This window comes from Mesorhizobium sp. M0938, assembly GCF_040319125.1.
Taxonomy (GTDB): Bacteria; Pseudomonadota; Alphaproteobacteria; order Rhizobiales; family Rhizobiaceae; genus Mesorhizobium; species Mesorhizobium robiniae.
Map to the genome: position 1 here is coordinate 348,474 of NZ_JAMYNS010000006.1, position 18,548 is coordinate 367,021.

Sequence of the window (18,548 nt, forward strand, 5' to 3'; positions counted from 1 at the left end):
CATGAATGATATTCTTCCCCGGGGTATTCTGGGCGTGGGGCCTGAAAGCTCTTGGAGAGTGCAATGAACTCGCTCTTTTCTTCGACGGTGAAATCCGGGCTGATAGCCCTGGGTCTCATCTCCGGCATCACGGCGCCGTCCGCCGCCGGCCCGATCATGCAACCCGAAATCTCGGTGCCTGCCAGCACCGTTGCACCGACAATCACACCTGTCCGCGATAGCTGGGCTGGCGGCAACGACCGGCGCTTCGACAACTGGCAATGGCGTCGCCACGACGGCCGCCGTTTCTCAAGGTCGGGTAATTGGGACCGCGGTGACTGGAACCGCCGAAACTGGAACCGCAGACACTGGAATCGCGGGGACGACTGGCGTTGGCGTCATCATCGCCGCCATTACCGCGGCCGCTACTATGATGATGGCGCGGGTGCGGCGATTCTCGGCCTGGGCCTCGGGCTCGGCCTTGGCAGCATGTACAACAACTACAATTACTACGATGCGCCGCCACCGCGCCGCTATTATCGTGCAGGGTCGAGCGCTCACGTCCGCTGGTGCTATAATCGCTATCGCTCGTATCGCGCCTGGGACAACACATTCCAGCCCTATGGCGGTCCACGCCAGCAGTGCTGGTCGCCCTACAGCTGATCGACTGATGCATTCCGGACGGCGCCGCCCCCTTCGCGGCGCCGTTTCTTCTTGCCCCATTTCTCCTGAACTATTCCCTGTCCGGCCGGGGCATCGCGAGATGGTTTTCGCCGCCGACGATAACGCTATGTTTATCAGGCGGGCCTAATTATCTTGCCGATCGCACCACATGAAATGCGACGACTCGCCGGGGATTGGGCGCGATGGCTGAAGACGAACACAGGGATCAACGCCGGCAACGCGTCTTCAAGGGCGCGACGATCCTGACTGGCATGACAAAATCCGAGGTCACCTGCACGTTGCGCAACATGCATGCCGGCGGCGCCGAACTGAAGGTCTCGATCGACGCACGCGTTCCCGACGAGTTCCTGCTCTATGTGCCGACCGACGGCGTCGCCTACAAGGCGGAGGTCCGCTGGCGCCGCGAGGATCGCATCGGCGTCATGTTCACCGGCACCGAGCCAAAGCCCCACTGGCACTACGGCTGAACGCTAGAGCGAAATTCGCATCCGGAACAACAGAACCAGGACAAAAAAGTCGGCGGATCGTACCGCCGGCTTTCCTGTGCAATGATGAATTGCGAATTAATTCTCGTCGACGAGCTTGTTCTTCGAAGTCGCCCGCGGGCCGAAGCGCGAGAGCGCCCAAGGAACGAATGGATTTCGATCAGTTCTTGGCCTTGTCGACCAGCTTGTTCTTCGAAATCCACGGCATCATCGCACGCAGCTTGGCGCCGACTTCCTCGATCTGATGGCTGTCGTTGTTGCGGCGGATGCCTTTGAAGCGCGACATGCCGGCGCGGTATTCCTGCATCCATTCCGAGGTGAACTTGCCCGTCTGGATGTCCTTCAGCACGCGCTTCATCTCGGCCTTGGTCTCGGCGGTGATGATGCGCGGACCCGAAACATATTCGCCCCATTCGGCGGTGTTCGAGATCGAGTAGTTCATATTGGCGATGCCGCCCTCATAGATCAGGTCGACGATCAGCTTGACCTCGTGCAGGCACTCGAAATAGGCCATCTCAGGCGCGTAGCCGGCTTCCACCAACGTCTCAAAACCGGCGCGGATCAGCTCGACCAAGCCGCCGCACAACACAACCTGTTCGCCGAACAGGTCGGTCTCGCATTCCTCGCGGAAATTGGTCTCGATGATGCCCGAACGGCCGCCGCCGACGCCGCAGGCATAGGACAAAGCCAGATCGAGCGCGTTGCCCGAAGCGTCCTGGTTGATGGCAACCAGGCAAGGCACGCCGCCGCCCTTCTGGTATTCGCCACGCACGGTGTGGCCGGGACCCTTCGGCGCGATCATGACGACGTCGACCGAGGCCTTCGGCTCGATCAGGCCGAAATGCACGTTGAGGCCGTGGGCAAAAGCGATCGCTGCGCCGTCGCGGATGTTCGGCGCGATCTCGTTCTTGTAAATATCGGCCTGCAATTCGTCCGGCGTCGCCATCATCATCAGGTCGGCCCATTTGGCAGCGTCCGCCACGCTCATCACCTTGAGCCCGTCGGCTTCTACTTTCTTGGCGGTCGCCGAGCCGGCCTTGAGGCCGATGGCGATGTCCTTGGCGCCGGAATCCTTGAGGTTGAGCGCATGCGCCCTGCCCTGGCTGCCATAGCCGATGATGGCGACCTTTTTGCCCTTGATCAGGTTGAGATCGGCGTCGCGATCGTAATAGACACGCATTTTTCTTCCTTCCCGTTGTGAATTTCAGAGCATGATGCCGAAAAGTGTGAAGCGGTTTTCGGACGACATCATGCTCTATCTCTTTGATTCAGAGCCGGATTCCGATTTCAGGTCGACTTGACCTGAATCATCCGGCTCTAGGGCCTTGCGGCCCGGTTTTTGCTCCGTAAAGAGCGAGAAACTGCTGCGTCGCCCGGACGGCATCGCCGCCGATCGCCGCATCAGTCATTTCCAGCCGGTCGCCGAGCAGAAGGCGAATCTGCACGTCGCGGGCGACCAGCCCGAAAAAGGTGCGGAATGCCGCTTCGGCATCCGAGAACTCGAGAAGCCCGGCCTGCTGGCCTGCGTCCAGCACCGGCTTCAGGCGCCTGGCCAGCGCGAAGCGGCCATTCTCCAGCACGATGGCGCCGAGATCGTCCTTGCCGGATCCGGCGTGGCTGACCGCGACGCGGTTGAGCGCGATCGAGGTGTCGCTCGAAATCACCTTGAGCCAATCCGAAGCGAAGCGCTCAAGGCTGGCCGTCAACGAGGCAAGGTCGAGCCCCTTGCGGTCGACCGGCACCACTCGCACCTTGGACGCCTGCCATTGCACCGTTGCCGTCAAAAGCCCATCGCGATCGCCGAACCATTTGTAGAGCGTTTCCTTGGAACAGCTCGCTCGCCGGGCCACGGCGGTCATGGTCAACTGATCACCCTCCTCGACCAGCAGGCGAAGGGCCGCGTCGAGCACAGCTTTCTGCCGCTCCGTCAGCGCCTCGCTGGTCTCGATGTCGGTGCTTGCCTGCAACAAACTCTTTTCCTGCTCGAAGACGGCGGCATTCAGAAGACCGTACCGTACGTTACGGTTCTGACTCTATGACGTATTGTCCAAACCGGTGCAAGCCCCTATCTCCATTTTGACGCTTTCCAATAGGACGGCCCTTACGGGAACGGCGTATCACGGAGGGAAGATGCTCATCGGCCTGCTCGCCTTGACCGTTACCGCCGCCTTCGCCGGCGCCGCCATCTATGTCAGCGTCGCCGAGCAGCCGGCGCGGCTTCGTCTCGATGACCGGGCGTTGCTGCAGCAATGGCAGCCTTCCTACAAGCGCGGCGCCGCTATGCAGGCGTCGATCGCCGTTGTCGCCTGTGTTCTTGGTGTCGTTGCCTGGTGGCAGACCGGCAGTCTCGCCTATCTGGTCGGGGCGGTGTTTATCATCCTGCCCTGGCCATGGACGCTGATCGCAATGATGCCGACAAACCGAGTGCTGGAGGCGATGGACGCGGCCGCCGTCAATCCGCAGTCCCGGGCATTGATCATCAAATGGGGCAATCTGCATCTGATCCGCGTCGCGCTTGGCGTTCTGGCGGCATTGGCATTTCTGTGGGGCAGTGCCTGACGGCTGCAATCGACCTTCAGCGCCAATGGCTACATCACTCCAGGGCGGCTGGGTGGCGCAGCCGCCCAAGCAGAGCCGACAAGATTTCGAGGTCGTCGTTGGAAAGCCTGGCGCCGACCAGCTCCGCGATCGATCGTCCGTAGACGGCCCACATGCGGCGGCGCGTCTCGCGCCCCTTGCCCGTAATGCGGATAGTTTGTCCTCGCCCGTCATCGGCAACCCTGAGTTTCTCGACCAGCCCGTCGGCTTCGAGCCGCGCCAGCAGCCGGGAGATGTTGTATTGCGCAAACAATGTGCGCTCAATCAGCTGGAATGGCCGCAACCCACCCTCGCCCGCTTCGGCAAGCTCATGCAGCACGTCGTACCAGGCAAGCGGCGGTAAGCTGCTGTCCTTCAGCGCGTCTTCGGCTCTTTCCACCAGCTGGCGCGAAACGCGCATCAGGCGCGCCCAGGCCTTGATAGCCGCGGGCGAAGGATTGGTTTTCTCCGTCATGGTTGCAGCATAGGTGATAGATGCAATTGCATCAAGCTTGCCAGTGCATGCAAACGCATCTATATAGATGCAACTGCATTGACACCGGAGGCACTACGATGAAACATGAAATCTGCAAAATCGCCGATATCCCGGAGACGGGCAGCCTGGCGACCGACAAGCTCGTTCTCGTCAGCCATCACCTTTGCCCCTATGTGCAGCGCGCGGCGATCTCGCTCGCCGAAAAGGACGTACCGTTCGAACGGATCACCATCGATCTCGCCAACAAGCCGGCCTGGTTCAAGGCGATATCGCCGCTCGGCAAGGTGCCGCTGCTGCGCGTGCAGCGGGATGGCGAGGAAACTGCGATCTTCGAATCGGTAGTCATCCTCGAATTCCTTGAAGAAACGCAGATCAACCCACTCCACCCTGCCGACCCGCTGGCCCGCGCCCGCGATCGCGCCTGGATCGAGTACGGCTCGGCCATCCTCAACGCCATCGGTCGACTCTATTCCGCACCGACCGAGGCCGCCTTCCTTGTCGAAAGCGAAGGTCTGTCGGCGATGTTTGATCGTCTCGAAGCGGAACTGGCGGCTGGCCGGGCTGGACCATGGTTCGCCGGCGAGCGCTTTTCATTGGTCGATGCTGTCTATGGACCAATCTTCCGCTATTTCGACGCTTTCGATCGGATCGGCGATTTCGGCATCCTGAGCGGAAAGCCGCTTGTCGACGCCTGGCGCAAAGGATTGCACGAACGCAAGTCGGTGAAGGGCGCTGTCACTCCGGATTATCCACAGCGCCTCCATGCATTCCTGCTAGCGAGGGGTTCGCATCTTTCGAAACTCATCCGCCGCACCGAGGCAGCCACTGCGCTTCCTCAATCCCGATCCGCCTGAACGGATCGACCAGTGTTCCAGCCACCATCGAGGCAAGGATGTTTGGCGCCGGTGGAATTTTTGCCACCGACGCCACCAGTCTGTCGCGGACAAACGGCATCACGGTCGAATCCGACTGATAGAACGGCGTCAGCATCAGCGACAGCGCCTGAAAGACCCGGACGTGCCACCGCCGCGCCTTGACATAAGTCTCCAGCGCCGCGTCGACGCCGTCAGTCTGCAGCAGCGCGTAGTTGAGCGCCGCCGCGTCGAGCAGCGCCATGTTCGCCCCTTGCCCGAGCTGCGGGCTGGTCGAATGCGCCGCATCGCCGATCACAGCCAATCGCCTTGCGGCCGGCACCTTGAGCGTGTGATGGCCGTAGCGCGCCAGCGAAAGCTGCTCGAAACTGTCGATCTGGCTCGTGAACGCCTCGCATTCGGGCCAAAGCCGAACAACCCTCGCCTTCCACGCGTCAAGGCCTGCCGCCCTCACCTGCCCGGCGTCCGCCGGCTTCAGGCTCCAAAAGAACGCCGCCATCTCCTCGGCGTCCGGCTCCGGCCGGCCGATCGGAAGCACGCCGATCATTACGCTCGCTCTGTCGTACGCTGCAGCAGGGCGTGCGCATCGAAACCGTCGCCGCGCCAGCCGAGCGACGCCCAGAACGCGCCATAGGCGAGCGGCCGCGGTTCACCCGGATTCTGCACGCACTGCCGCAATTTGGAGCGCGACCCGCTAGCATCGACGATCAGGTCGAATGGCCCTGTCCTTCGCCCGTTGCCGCAGACCAGCATTGCGCGCTCGCCGGTTTCCAGTGTCTCGAGCTCGACGCCGGTTTCGATGACGATCGCCTCGCGCTGGACGGCGCGGAAAAGCACGCCGAACAAGGCCGCCCGGTGCACCGCCAGCCCGAAACGACTGCGGCGCTGTGCATCATAGCGGACGTCCAGCACGGTGCGGCCGGTTTTCGCATCAGCGCCATGCAGGCGGTCGATGCGGCTGCCCAACGCGAGGATGTCGTCGAGCAGACCAAGATCGGCAAGCACCGTCAGCCCGGTCGGCTGCAGGATCAGCCCGGATCCGACCGGCTTTGGCTCGTCGAAGCGCTCGAAGATGGTGACCCGATGCCCGGCGCGCCTCAGATAGAGTGCCGTGGCCAGTCCAGCCGGGCCTGCCCCGGCAATCGCGATGTCCAAAGAAATGCCCATTGCCCGCCGAATCTTCCCGCCCGGGCCGGACAGTCCTTCAGCAGTATCGCCAAATCAAGCCGCCGCTTCTGGTATCGATGGGGTTAGGTCTAGACAGCGTCAAAGGTGGCGCGCGCGGCGCGCACAGCGCCATGATTGAGCTCGGCCCACTGGAGCAGCTGCTGCAGGGGCCCGAACATCGAGCGTCCGAGATCGGTCAGACTGTATTCGACGCTCGGCGGCTTGGTCGGGAATACCTCGCGATGGACATAGCCGTCGCGCTGCAAATCGTGGAGCGTCTGGGTGAGCATGCGCTGTGAAATGTCAGGCACCAGCCGCCGCAATTCGCCAAAGCGGTACGGCTTTTCGGCCAGCGCCATCATCAGCAGCGAACTCCATTTGTTGCTGATGCCCTGGATCACGTCGCGGACCGGACAGTCCGCAATGTTCCCCCCGCCGCTGCCCGATTTATAGATCTCGAGCTTCGATCTCAGACTGACGATCTTGCTGTCCATCGCTGGTTCCCTACGCCTGCCTACCTCCCGCAAAACTGCCTTCTTTACGAGGGTCGGTCAATTCCTATTTTAGTGCTGGTCTCTTTTTGAGACCAATATAAGCACCCGCCGCTCCGGCGCAACGACAGGACCTCCCATGACCGAAACCCTTCTCGTCACCGGCGCTTCCGGCCAGCTCGGCCGCGGCGTCATCCATCACCTCTTGGATACGCTCAAGGTCTCGCCCGCACGCATCATCGCCACCACACGCAATCCGGCAAATCTCGTCGACCTGGCGGCGCGCGGCATCGCCATCAGGCGGGCCGATTTCGACGATACCGAGTCGCTCGTCGAGGCATTCACGGGCGCTGACAGGGTCCTGATCATCTCAACCGACGAGCTCGCACTCCAGGGCAAACGCCTGAAGCAGCACCAGACCGCTGTCGCAGCCGCCAAGCAGGCCGGCGTTTCGCATCTGCTCTATACCTCGATGCCCAATCCTGAGCCGGGATCGCCGGTGCTGTTTGCAGGCGATCACTACGGCACCGAGGAGGCGATCAAGGCGAGCGGCATCCCCTACACGATTTTCCGCAATGGCTGGTATCAGGAGAACCTGTTCATGTCGCTGCCGCACGCCATTGCCTCGGGCCAGTGGTACACATCGGCCGCGGACGGCCGCATCGCCCATGGCGCTCGCGACGACATGGCCGCGGCGATCGCCGCGGGCCTTGCCTCGGGCGCGACCGAAAGCACGACATACACGCTGACGGGTCCGCAGGCGCACACGGTCGCCGAGATCGCAGCCCTGGTGACCGACGTCACCGGCAAACCCATCGAGGTCATCCAACTTTCGGACGAGGCGCTGGCCGAAGGGCTGAAGGCGGCAGGCGTTCCCGAAGGCTTCGCCCCCGTCATCGTTTCCTTCGACACCAACACGCGCTCGGGACGAATCGGCATGGTGACCGATGCGATCGAGACGCTTTCAGGTAAAAAGCCGCAATTGCTGAAAAATTTCCTCGAGTCGAACAAGGCAGCTCTGGCTGGCTGAAAGCCGCGGAGTTCCGAAAAAGGCCGTGCCTTTCGACAGGGCACGGCCTTTTTCTAGATTGCCACCTGCGTTCCGATCTCAACCACACGCCCGGTCGGGATCTGAAAATACTCGGTCGCATCCGCTGCCGTGCGCGCCAGCCCGATGAACAGCTTGTCCTGCCACACCGGCATGCCGGAATTGGGTGATGCCTTGAGCGAGCGCCGCGACAGGAAGAACGACGTCGTCATGATGTCGAACTTCCAGCCCTGCTTGCGGCAGATCGCCAGTGCACGCGGAATGTTGGGCTGCTCCATGTAGCCGAAGGTCAGCGTCACCCGCATGAACAGCTCGTTGATCGTTTCCATCTTGACCCGGTCACTGTCGGGCACGACGGGCTGCTGCGCCGTCACCACCGAGAGGATGACGTTCTGTTCGTGCAGCACCTTATAATGCTTCAGGCTGTGCATCAGCGCGGTCGGCGCGCTGACGGGATCGCTGGTCAGGAACACGGCCGTACCGGACACCAGCTGCGGTTTCTTCTTCAACAGATTGCCGGCAAGGAAATCGAGCGGGATCTCGTTCCTGCGCGTCTTGTCGAATAGATAGCGACTGCCGCGTATCCAGGTCCCCATGATCAGCCCCATGATGCAGGCAACAGCGATCGAAACCCATCCGCCTTCCACGAATTTCACAATATTTGCCAGGAAGAAGCCGGTGTCTATCGTGCCAAAGAGCAGCGCGAGCGCCGCAGCGAGCGCGGTCTGCCATTTCCATTGCCAGCGCATCACCACGAATAGCAAAATAGTCGTCATCAGCATTTCGCCTGTCACCGAAATTCCATAGGCGGAAGCGAGCGAACTCGAACTGCCAAAGCCGACGACCAGCAGCATTACGCCGAGCGCGAGAATGAGATTCACGCGCGGCATGTAAATTTGGCCGAGTTGCATCTCGGAAGTATGCTGAACTTCGATTCTGGGCAGAAGATTGAGCTGTACCGCCTGCCGGGTCAGCGAAAACGCCCCGGAGATAACGGCTTGACTTGCAATGACCGTCGCTGCTGTTGCGAGCCCGACCATCGGTATCAGCGCCCAATCTGGCAGCATTTGGAAAAACGGGTTATCGGGCAGCCCCCCGTGAGCAAGAACGAATGCGCCTTGCCCAAAATAGCTAAGCAGCAGGCAGGGGAAGACGATCCAGAACCAGGCCAGCACGATTGGACGGCGACCGAAGTGGCCGAGATCGACGTACAGTGCTTCAGCACCGGTGACCGCCAGAAAAACCGCGCCGACTGTGAGAAATGCCCCCGCCTTGGCTTCGGCAAGGTAGACGACTGCATAATAGGGATTGATCGCCAAAAGCACCGAGGGATCGTCCCAAATATGCAGCAATCCGGCAATGCCGATCGCCAGAAACCAGAGCCCCGTCACCGGCCCGAAAACGGAGGCCACTCTACCGGTCCCGAAGCGCTGCACGGCAAACAAGACGGCAAGAATCACCAATGTAATGGGAACCACGTACGGATCGAACGCCGGGGTCACGACGCTCAGGCCTTCCACCGCTGAAAGCACCGAGATGGCCGGCGTTATGATCGCGTCGCCGAAAAACAATGCGGCTCCGCAGAGACCAATGGCAAGAATGATGCTGGAACCGGCCGGATAGGCTTTCCGGGCCAGCGCCATGAGCGACAGGGTGCCGCCCTCGCCGTTATTGTCCGCCCGAAGCACGAAAGCGACATATTTTACTGTCACGATAATCGTCAGTGCCCAGACGATCAGCGACAGAATGCCCAGAACGGCACTGCGCGGATCGGTGCCGGACGAAGCATGCAGTGCCTCGCGAAGCGCGTAGATCGGGCTGGTACCGATGTCGCCATAGACCACGCCGAGTGCGCCCAGCATCAGTACCTTGGTGCTGTGCTGTCCAACCTCAGAATGGCTTGATTGTTCGACGGGTTCTGCCTCACTACCACTATTGGTAAGGGCCATGGACAACACTCCGATAAGCGCGCGGTGCTCTACGCTTGCTGCGATGCAATATCAAGTGCCCCAACGTGATGGCTGCCATGTCCGCAAAGCGAGGCTTCCATCTCTACCACCCACAGGCCTTCAGAAATCTTTTGACCGTGCCGGCCATGCCATACTCCAACGCATCGGCTGTCAACCCATGTCCGATCGACACTTCGGCCAATGCCGGAATGCGCTTTGCCAATGCCGGCAGGTTGCTCACCACCAGATCGTGCCCGGCATTGACCTGAAGCCCGGCGGCAAGTGCGGCATCCGCGGTTTTCCCCAATCTTTCCAGCTCCTCCGCCGCTTTTGCAGAATCGGAATGATAGCTGCCATACGGGCCCGTATAGAGCTCGATCCGGTCTGCGCCGGTGTCGCGCGCGGCCCTCACGCCTGCCGGATCCGAATCGGAAAACAACGATACGCGAAAGCCTCCCTTTTTCAGGCGCTTGACGATCGGTGTCAGGAACGCCGCGTCGGCACCGAAGTTCCAACCATGATCGGAGGTAGCCTGGGCAGGGTCGTCCGGCACCAGCGTCACCTGCTCCGGCTGGTGCTTTTCCACAAGCGCCAGAAAATCCTCATTCGGATAGCCCTCAATATTGAACTCTGCCTTGGGGAATTCGTCGTCGATCAGCGCCCTGATCTCCGGCAGGTCGGAATGCCTTGTGTGCCGCTCGTCGGGTCGCGGATGCACCGTCAGTCCATGCGCACCCGCGGCAAGTGCGATGCGTCCGAGCCCGGTGACGCTCGGCCATGGCAGGTCTCGCCGGTTGCGAAGCATGGCGATGGCATTGAGGTTGACGGAGAGTTTTGCAGGCATGGCTTCTCTGGTCCGATGTATTAGCGGCCATCTATACCGCCTTTGGCGGGAACAGACAGGGGGTTTCCGGTGTTCCAGAGGGACGGATGATGTCCAGCAAGAGGAAGACCCCGTGAATTACCTTGAAGCCGTGCCTGCGGTTCGCCGCATAGACACCGACCGCGACGACCTGTTCGCCATCGATGTCGTCGGCCATGTAACGGGAGCCGACGCGGAAAACCTGTTCGGTTTGCTGGAGGCGGCATACGCGTTGCACCCGAAAATCGACGTGCTGGTGCGCCTGATCGATCATGATGGCGTCGATTGGGGCGATGTGTCGGACGAAACGCTTGAACAGGGCACGACCCATGCCGTGGAGCATGTCGGCCGCTGCGCTGCGGTTGGCGAGCCGAACTGGATACCCGACGCGCAGAGCTTGCTGTCTGCTTCCTCTCCGGTCGAGCTCAGGCATTTCGAGGCAGAAGACGAAGCATCCGCCTGGGAATGGCTCGGCGCCAAACCGCTTGCCCCACGGTGATGCAGCTCCAGTCCCCGGGCGGCTCCACCTATCTGACAATCGTCAGCCGCTCGGCCGCACGCGTGATCGCGGTATAAAGCCAGCGCTGGCGGGTTTCCTTGAACGCCCAGCTTTCGTCGAAAAGCACGATCTCGTTCCATTGCGATCCCTGCGCCTTATGCACGGTCAGCGCATAGCCATAGTCGAAATCGTCGAAGCGCTTTTTCTGCTGCCAGGGAATATCGGCGTCTGGTTCCTCGAACGCCGCTTTGAGCAGCTTGATCTTGGCAACGCCGCGGTCCGGATCGTCCTCCTCCGGTGAGACCAGCAAATTGATGCCGGGCTTCACCGTCTCGCGCGACGAGGTCATCACCTTCCACAGCGAGCCGTTGAGCAACCCCTTGGCCGGGTCGTTGCGCAGGCAGACGAGCTTGTCGCCGGCCTGCGGATAATCGGCATTGAACCCCTTCAGCTCGCGCAGCCGCTGATTATAGCGACGCCGCGTTCTGTTGGTGCCGACCAGCACCTGGTCCGCCTTCAGCACCAGCTCCTGAGTGACGTCTTCCTTGCCGATCACCTGCGCCGTGCCATAGTCGCCGCGCATGAATTCGCGCCCCTCGCGCACGTCGAGCGCCAGCCGGATGATCGGATTGTCGCGCGCCTGGCGGTGGATTTCTGTGAGCAGAATGTCCGGTTCATGGTCGGTGAAGAAACCGCCGCCCGAGATCGGCGGCAACTGGCCGGGATCGCCAAGAACAAGGATCGGCGTGCCGAAACTCATCAGGTCGCGGCCAAGCTGTTCATCGACCATCGAGCATTCGTCGATGACGACGAGCTTGGCCCGCGAGATCGGGCTTTGCCGGTTGAGCGAAAAGGTTGGCGACATCGAGGTCTTGCCGGTCACCTCGTCCGCCACCGATTCCTCGCCCTTCGGCCGGTAGATCAGCGAATGGATGGTGCGGGCATTGACCGCGCCCTTGGAACGCAGCACCTGCGCCGCCTTGCCGGTGAAGGCTGCGAACTGCACCTGGCCGTCGACATGCTCGGCGAAATAACGTGCCAGCGTCGTCTTGCCGGTGCCGGCATAGCCGAACAGCCGGAAGAGCTGCGGCTTTCCGGTCTTGAGCCAGTTGGCTACCGCCTTCAGCGCATCGTCCTGTTGAGGAGAGAATTCCATCAGCGCGAGAGACCGGATTCGCGAGGGAAAGACAAGGCCGACGGCCACCGCCACCAGATCATCGGCGGCGGGCCGCACCGACATCAATGCAAGCTATCAGGCAGAGGCCGGAACGTAAAGAGAACAAACCGTCGGTCAGCAATGACCTAGCCGGTCGGGCAGCCACGACCTTCGGTCGACCTGGGATCGTTCTCGAGCAGAATCGGCTTGCCATGCGGCGTTGCATGCGCGGCGCGTTCCCAGGCAGCGGCGAGCGCATCGACGTCGCCCTTGCCGGCAACCCCTTTGGTCGACAGCAAATTTTCCAGCGCCGCGAGCCAGTGCTCGTAATAATCGTGGCCGTCGCCTGCGGCGCCGGGCTTCTTGACCTCAGCAGACAAGGCGTCAGCCCATTCGCTCCAGGAAAACAGGCCCTTGTCGTGCAGCGCAACCGTTATGGCGAAGGCTTCCGCCTGCCACGGCTCGGCGAACACCGGCTCGTTGAAACCCGCCGGCAGTTCTTCACGCCGGCTCAAGATAGCTCTCCCAGGCGTCGATCGACACGGTCAGCGTCGGGTCGGCGCCCTCGCCCCAGATCTCCGCGCCGTCAAAAACCACCGTATAGACCCATTGCGGGTTCTCGCCCTGGCCGTGCGCATTGGTGTCTGGGAAGACAAAACCATCGCGTACCGCCTCGACGGCGCCTTGCTTGCCGCGTGCGTAGCGCGGCAGCCGTGTGTGGCCGGTCGGATGGAAATTCTTCGTGCGCACCAGATCGCCTGCCTTGAACCGCGCCGGCGTAGCGATCGGTCGGTCGCATGGGCCGCCCTTGGCCAACACATCAGGCACGTTTTCGGCTTTTAGCACCCGCTTCGGCGTCGCAGCTGGGTCGACCACCTTGCCCGCGGCCAGATCGCGATCGCTGACGAAACCATGCCGCTTTAGCAAGGTTTCCAGCGCCTTGATCCAGATCTCATAATAGCTCGAGGCATAATAGTCCGCAGGGTGCAACGATTCGCGTGCATGCCGGCTCTCGTCGATATTCCACGCCCCCATGGCGCCGGCGCAGAGCGTCACGCCAAGTGCCCGCCTTTCCCAGGCGGCATGGAAATAAGGCTCGTCCTTTTCGGGTGCGACAGGCCCGAACCCCATCTGCCCACCGAGATCATGCGGTCCGTTCATGCCGGCTCCTGCGCCAGTCCGGTGCCGATCATAGCGTCGCGCGTCACCAGATCCGCCAGCCGCTCCTCGCTCCAGCCGTCGGTGCCCTTCGGCCGCATCGGCACGACCAGATAGCGAAGCTCGGCGGTGGAATCCCACACCCGGATTTTTGTCGTCGCCGGCAGCGTCAGTCCGAATTCATCGAGCACGCCGCGCGGATCGATCACCGCGCGCGAACGATAGGGCGGCGCCTTGTACCACACCGGCGGCAGGCCGAGCACCGACCACGGATAACACGAGCACAGCGTGCAGACGACGAGGTTGTGCGTGTTTGCCGTGTTGAAGACGGCCTGCATGTGCTCGCCTTGCCGGCCGGTGTAGCCGAGCGAACCGATCGCAGCCGTCGCGTCGCCTTTCAGCAAAGCGGCAAAGTCAGGATCGACCCACGCCTTCGCCACCACCTTGGCGCCGTTGCGCGGACCGATCTTTGTCTCGTAGGTGTCGACGATCACGTCGATCGCGGCCGGATCGATCAGCCCTTTCTGGGTAAGGATCGTCTCCAGCGCGCGCACCCGGGCGGCAAAGGGATCAAGCTCGTTATCGTGGTCGTGATTGTGAGACATGCCGCAAATTACGACTGCAAGCATCCCACCGCAAGCGCCGCGGCTTGGGCCAGCCTATCGGCTTCTATTCCGCTGCCGCCTTCTGCGGCTCGCCCTTCAATGCTTCTCCGCCGTCGAACAGCGACGGCTGGTCGACGGCTTCGACCGGTAGCTGCTCGTCCCGACGCTTCGGCCACAGCCCGACAAGCCAGCCGGAAAAATGCTCCATGTAGACATAGATGACCGGCGTGACGAACAGCGTCAGCGCTTGCGAAGCGACCAGTCCGCCGACCACTGCCACGCCGAGCGGCTGGCGCAATTCGGCGCTGGCGCCGGTGCCGAGCGCGATCGGGATCGTGCCCATCAGCGCCGCCAGCGTCGTCATCATGATCGGCCGGAAGCGCATCAGGCAGGCCTTGTGGATGGACTCGAGCGGCGACATCCCTTCGCGCCTGAATTCGAGCGCGACGTCGATCACCATGATGCCGTTCTTCTTGACGATGCCGATCAGCATCAGGATGCCGATAACCGCGATCACCGAAAGGTCCATGCCCGCAAGCCGCAGCGCAACAAGCGCGCCGAGCACCGCCGACGGCAGTCCGGTCAGGATGGTGAGGGGGTGGATAAAGCTCTCGTAGAGGATGCCGAGGACGATGTAGATGGTCAGGATCGCGCCGCCGATCAGCAGGCCCTGGTTGGCAAGCGAATCCTGGAACGTTTTCGCCGTGCCAGAAAAGGTGGTCGAGATCGTCGCCGGCATGCCGATCTCTTCCTTCAGCGCGTTGATGCGGGCCACGCTGTCGCCGAGCGCGACGCCCTGCGGCAGATTGTAGGAGATGGTCACCGCCGGAAGCTGGCCGAGCTGATTGACGGTCAAGGCGCCGGCTGTCCGATCGACACGAGCGAAAGCGCCGAGCGGCACCAGGCTGCCGCTGGCCGTTCTCACCTTGATCGCCAGCATTCTTTCTGGCGACCACTCGATTCTCGGGTCGAGCTCCATGATCACGTCATAGCTATCGGCCGAACCGAAGATGGTCGACACCTGCTCGGTGCCGAAACCGCCATAGAGGCTGGAGCGCAACGTATCGGTGTCGACGCCGAGCGTCGCCGCCTTGTCGCGGTCGACCACCAGCGACGCCTGCAAGGCGTTGTTCTGCAAATCATTGGTGACGTCGGTAAAGGCGCTATGGTCAGCGGCCATCGCGTCGGTGAGCTTCTGCGCCCAAACGTCCGCCGCGCCGATGTCGAGACCCTGCACGACGAGCTGATAGGCGCTGGCCGAAGCGCGCGCGCCGAGCCGTAGATTCTGTACCGGCTGCATGAAGGTTTCAATGCCGGGAACATTGGCCAGTTGCCGCCGCAGATCCGAGAGCACCTTGTCGATGGCGGGGCGCTGGTCCTTGTCCTTCAATTGCACATAGAGCCGGCCCTGGTTGAGCGCATTGTCTCCGCCGCCTACCGACCACCCTACATGCGAGACGTAAGGTGAATGGGTGAAGACATCAGCCACTTGTCCCTGCAGCTTCACCATGGCGTCGAACGAAATGTCCTGGCGCGCGGTGGTCGTCACCGAAATCTGGCCGATATCCTCCTGCGGGAAGAAGCCCTTCGGCGAGGTCTGGATCAGCCAGACCGACAGTGCGGCCGTCCCGACGAAGACGAGAAAAACCAGGAAACTGTGCCGCAGGCAGAAGGTAAGCAGCCAGTCATAGCCCCGCATGAAGACATTGTGCCTGTGACCTTCGCCCTGCACTGCCTTGCGCTCGGCCTTCACAGACAGAAGCCGCGAGCACAGCATCGGCGTCAGCGTCAGCGACACGAACATCGACGCCAGGATGGCGACCGTCACCACCACCGCGAATTCGTTGAAGATGCGCCCGATCACTCCGCCCATCAAAAGCACGGGTATGAACACAGCCACCAGCGAGATCGAAATCGAAATGATGGTGAAGCCGATTTCGCGCGCACCCTTGAGCGCCGCGTCGAAGGCCGAGAGCCCGTCCTCCTCCATGTGGCGAAAAATGTTCTCCAGCATGACGATCGCATCGTCGACGACGAGGCCAACCGCCAGCGTCAGGCCCATCAGCGAGATGTTGTCGATCGAAAAGCCGAACAGGAACATGGCGCCGAGCGTGGCTATGAGCGAGATCGGCACCGCCACCGCCGGGATGATTGTCGCCGTTACCCGACGCAGGAACAGGAAGATCACCATCACCACCAGCGCGATGGTGAGCAGCAGCGTGAACTGGACGTCGTCGACCGCCTCGCGGATCGAAGTCGAGCGGTCGTTGAGCAACTGGATGCTGGCCGCTGCCGGCATTTGATCCTGGAAGGACGGCAGCATCGCCTTGACGCGATCGACGACGTCGACGGTGTTGGCATCGGGCTGGCGCTGCACGGCCATGATGATCGCGCGGGTGCCGTCGTACCAGCTGGCCGTCGTCGTGGTCTCGACCGAATCGATGACGCGGGTCACCTCGCCGAGCCGCACCGGATGGCCGTTCCTGGTGGCTATGATGATGCTGGAAAATCCCGCCGCGTTGGTCAGCTGAGTATTGGCGGTGATCGTCAGCTGCTGCTTGTCGTTCTGCAGCACGCCGAGCGGCGTGTTGCTGTTGGCCGAGGCGATCGCCGTCTGCAGCTGGTCGATTGAAATGCCGCGTGCGGCGAGCGCCGTCGGATCGATCTGGACACGTACGGCGTATTTCTGCTGGCCGAAGATCGAGACCTGCGCAACGCCCTCGATCGTCGACAGCGACGGCGAGATCACATTCTCGGCGAAGGCATCGAGGTCGGTCAGCGGAACCGTGTCGCTGACCAGCGACATCAGCAGGATCGGCGCATCGGCCGGATTGACCTTGCGGTAGCTCGGCGGACTGGTCATCTCGGGCGGCAATTGCCGCTGCGTTCTCGCGATCGCCGCCTGCACGTCGGCGGCGGCTGCATCGATGTCGCGGTCGAGCACGAACTGGATGGCGATCGAGGTCTGGCCGAGCGAGTTGGTCGTCGAGATCGAATCGATGCCGGCGATGGTGGCGAACTGCTTGATCAACGGCGTTGCCACCGAGGTCGCCATGGTTTCCGGCGAGGCGCCGGGCAGCGAGGCCGAGACGTTGACCACCGGAAACTCAGCGCTCGGCAGAGCGGCCACTGGCAGGAACTTGTAAGCGAACAGCCCGCCCAACACGAGCGCAAAGGACATGAGCAGGGTGGCGACGGGCCTGCGGATGCAGAACTCGGAGATCATAGGGGCGGCCCGTCAGTCTCGGCAACCTTGGGAGACGCTTGATCACTAGGCCCGGCCGAAGCTTCGGCTTCGTGGACCGGCGAGCCGTTCTTCAGCTTTGTCTGGCCCTCGACGACGACACGTTCGCCGCTCTTTAGCCCCTCGCCGATAGCGCTGTTCTCGCCTTCGGTCAGCGCCACCTGCACGGGCCGCATCTCCACCGTGCTGTCCGACTTGACGACGTAGACGAACGGTCCCTTCTGGCTGGGCTGCACCGCGACCGTCGGAATCGACGTCATCTGCGGCATGATGCCGGCATCGAGCACGACATTCACATATTGGCCCGGCCACAGCGAAAGATCGGCATTGGGCACGCTGGCCCTCGTTGCGATCGTGCCGGAGGCGGTGTCGACGCTGGAATCGACGAAATCGAGGGTTCCCTTGCCAACCGGCGTCGGGTTGCCGTCCCGGGTCAGCGTGACAGCGCCTTCCCTTGGCGTCGCCAGTGCCTTGTGCAAAAGGGCAAGATCGCTTTCCGGAAGACTGAAGTTCACCTGCAGCGGGTCCACCTGGGTGATGGTCACCAGCGGGGTCGATGTGCTGTTGCCGTTGCTGGTTGTGACGAGATCGCCGATGGCGACGCTGACCGCGCCAAGCCTGCCGGCAATCGGCGCCGTGATCGTGGCAAAGCCAAGTTGGACCTCGTCCGCATCGATTGTCGCCTTGTCGGCATCGACCGTGGCGGCAGCGGACTTCTGCGCGGCGATCGCCTGGTCATAGGTCTGCTGCGTGCCGGCCTGCCTGGCGACGAGATTCTTGGCGCGTTCAAGATCGGCCGTGGCACTGGCCAGCAATGCTAGGTCCTTGGCGAGCGTCGCCTGGTCGCGGGCCAGTTGCGCCTTAAGCGCGCGATCGTCCAGCGAAAACAGAAGGTCGCCAGCCCTAACCATCTGGCCGTCCTCGACGGCGATCGATGTGATCTGGCTCGAGATCCGCGCGTTCACGCTGACCACGGCGGGGGAGGATACAAAGCCGATGGCATAGCGCCGGATCGGGAAGTCGGCCGTCGAAGCGGTGGCGGCAACCACCGAGGTCGAACGCGCTGCATTTGCGGCGGCCGCCGGTTTGTCAGGCGTCGCCTGCCGTGCTGACAGCACCTGCCGAAGCTTGTCCGTTGCAGCGGGCGAAAGATAGAGCCCAGCCGCGACAAGGCAGGCGATCGCAAGCACGATCTTTCCACGCATCGTCAAAAGCCTTCTGTCCGACACGCCGTGGTTCGGTGGTCATATCTTGGCGTAACTCGCAGCCTCGTGCC

General features: G+C 62.2%; 18 protein-coding genes and 1 pseudogene. 6 read left to right on the forward strand and 13 right to left on the reverse strand.

What is annotated here, in order from left to right; translation table 11 throughout:
• The first annotated feature begins 63 nt into the window (after positions 1-63).
• Together NKH73_RS13560 and NKH73_RS13565 are read left to right on the forward strand one after the other, a co-directional pair.
• Complete coding sequence (locus NKH73_RS13560; RefSeq protein ID WP_352932119.1) at positions 64-642, forward strand: BA14K family protein; 579 nt, start codon at positions 64-66, stop codon at positions 640-642.
• Between the two features lie 203 nt (positions 643-845).
• Positions 846-1,130, forward strand: a complete 285-nt coding sequence (locus NKH73_RS13565) for a PilZ domain-containing protein (protein WP_352932121.1) — start codon at positions 846-848, stop codon at positions 1,128-1,130.
• A gap of 178 nt (positions 1,131-1,308) precedes the next feature.
• On the opposite strand, the gene ilvC is transcribed toward NKH73_RS13565, so the two are convergent.
• Positions 1,309-2,328 (reverse strand): ketol-acid reductoisomerase, encoded by a 1,020-nt coding sequence (gene ilvC / locus NKH73_RS13570; protein ID WP_352932123.1) that lies wholly within the window; start codon positions 2,326-2,328, stop codon positions 1,309-1,311.
• Between the two features lie 127 nt (positions 2,329-2,455).
• The gene (locus NKH73_RS13575) at positions 2,456-3,115 is read right to left on the reverse strand and encodes a TetR/AcrR family transcriptional regulator (protein ID WP_502893911.1); all 660 of its coding nucleotides are present in this window, start codon (positions 3,113-3,115) and stop codon (positions 2,456-2,458) included.
• 163 nt (positions 3,116-3,278) lie between these two features.
• Between NKH73_RS13575 and NKH73_RS13580 the strand changes: the two genes are divergently transcribed.
• On the forward strand, positions 3,279-3,707 hold the full coding sequence (locus NKH73_RS13580) for an anthrone oxygenase family protein (RefSeq protein ID WP_352932127.1): 429 nt from the start codon (positions 3,279-3,281) through the stop codon (positions 3,705-3,707).
• Positions 3,708-3,741: 34 nt separating this feature from the next.
• On the opposite strand, the gene NKH73_RS13585 is transcribed toward NKH73_RS13580, so the two are convergent.
• Complete coding sequence (locus NKH73_RS13585) at positions 3,742-4,200, reverse strand: MarR family winged helix-turn-helix transcriptional regulator (protein WP_352932129.1); 459 nt, start codon at positions 4,198-4,200, stop codon at positions 3,742-3,744.
• A gap of 98 nt (positions 4,201-4,298) precedes the next feature.
• On the opposite strand from NKH73_RS13585, the gene NKH73_RS13590 reads away from it, so the two are divergent.
• Positions 4,299-5,075: a glutathione S-transferase family protein gene (locus NKH73_RS13590; protein WP_352932131.1), complete on the forward strand. Its 777-nt coding sequence runs from the start codon at positions 4,299-4,301 to the stop codon at positions 5,073-5,075.
• Here the strand turns inward: NKH73_RS13590 and NKH73_RS13595 are convergent.
• Both NKH73_RS13595 and NKH73_RS13600 read right to left on the reverse strand, forming a co-directional pair.
• Positions 5,023-6,260 (reverse strand): annotated as a pseudogene (locus NKH73_RS13595) (FAD-dependent oxidoreductase). The gene NKH73_RS13590 and the pseudogene NKH73_RS13595 sit on opposite strands and share 53 nt — an antisense overlap.
• Positions 6,261-6,349: 89 nt before the next feature.
• On the reverse strand, positions 6,350-6,754 hold the full coding sequence (locus NKH73_RS13600) for a winged helix-turn-helix transcriptional regulator (protein ID WP_352932133.1): 405 nt from the start codon (positions 6,752-6,754) through the stop codon (positions 6,350-6,352).
• 136 nt (positions 6,755-6,890) lie between these two features.
• Here NKH73_RS13600 and NKH73_RS13605 point away from each other — a divergent pair, with 136 nt between their 5' ends.
• On the forward strand, positions 6,891-7,781 hold the full coding sequence (locus NKH73_RS13605) for an SDR family oxidoreductase (RefSeq protein ID WP_352932135.1): 891 nt from the start codon (positions 6,891-6,893) through the stop codon (positions 7,779-7,781).
• A gap of 53 nt (positions 7,782-7,834) precedes the next feature.
• On the opposite strand, the gene NKH73_RS13610 is transcribed toward NKH73_RS13605, so the two are convergent.
• A complete protein-coding gene (locus tag NKH73_RS13610) occupies positions 7,835-9,748 on the reverse strand; it encodes a potassium transporter Kup (RefSeq protein ID WP_352932137.1) in 1,914 nt (637 codons plus the stop codon).
• Between the two features lie 103 nt (positions 9,749-9,851).
• Positions 9,852-10,592 (reverse strand): pyridoxine 5'-phosphate synthase, encoded by a 741-nt coding sequence (locus NKH73_RS13615; protein ID WP_352932139.1) that lies wholly within the window; start codon positions 10,590-10,592, stop codon positions 9,852-9,854.
• Between the two features lie 112 nt (positions 10,593-10,704).
• Here NKH73_RS13615 and NKH73_RS13620 point away from each other — a divergent pair, with 112 nt between their 5' ends.
• Positions 10,705-11,109, forward strand: coding sequence for a SpoIIAA family protein (locus NKH73_RS13620; protein ID WP_352932141.1), 405 nt, complete (start codon positions 10,705-10,707; stop codon positions 11,107-11,109).
• 28 nt (positions 11,110-11,137) lie between these two features.
• Here the strand turns inward: NKH73_RS13620 and NKH73_RS13625 are convergent, their stop codons facing one another.
• The 6 genes from NKH73_RS13625 to NKH73_RS13650 form a co-directional block, all read right to left on the reverse strand.
• A complete protein-coding gene (locus NKH73_RS13625; RefSeq protein WP_352932259.1) occupies positions 11,138-12,265 on the reverse strand; it encodes an ATP-dependent DNA helicase in 1,128 nt (375 codons plus the stop codon).
• Between the two features lie 146 nt (positions 12,266-12,411).
• On the reverse strand, positions 12,412-12,780 hold the full coding sequence (locus NKH73_RS13630) for a nitrile hydratase accessory protein (protein ID WP_352932142.1): 369 nt from the start codon (positions 12,778-12,780) through the stop codon (positions 12,412-12,414).
• A complete protein-coding gene (nthB, locus tag NKH73_RS13635) occupies positions 12,767-13,426 on the reverse strand; it encodes a nitrile hydratase subunit beta (protein ID WP_352932145.1) in 660 nt (219 codons plus the stop codon). The genes NKH73_RS13630 and nthB overlap by 14 nt, the downstream gene beginning before the upstream one ends.
• Entirely contained in the window at positions 13,423-14,028 is a 606-nt protein-coding gene (gene nthA, locus NKH73_RS13640) for a nitrile hydratase subunit alpha (protein WP_352932147.1), read from the reverse strand. The genes nthB and nthA overlap by 4 nt, the downstream gene beginning before the upstream one ends.
• 64 nt (positions 14,029-14,092) lie before the next feature.
• Positions 14,093-17,254, reverse strand: a complete 3,162-nt coding sequence (locus NKH73_RS13645; protein ID WP_352932149.1) for an efflux RND transporter permease subunit — start codon at positions 17,252-17,254, stop codon at positions 14,093-14,095.
• A complete protein-coding gene (locus tag NKH73_RS13650) occupies positions 17,251-18,477 on the reverse strand; it encodes an efflux RND transporter periplasmic adaptor subunit (RefSeq protein WP_352932152.1) in 1,227 nt (408 codons plus the stop codon). Before NKH73_RS13650 ends, NKH73_RS13645 begins: the two co-directional genes overlap by 4 nt.
• Positions 18,478-18,548: the final 71 nt, after the last annotated feature.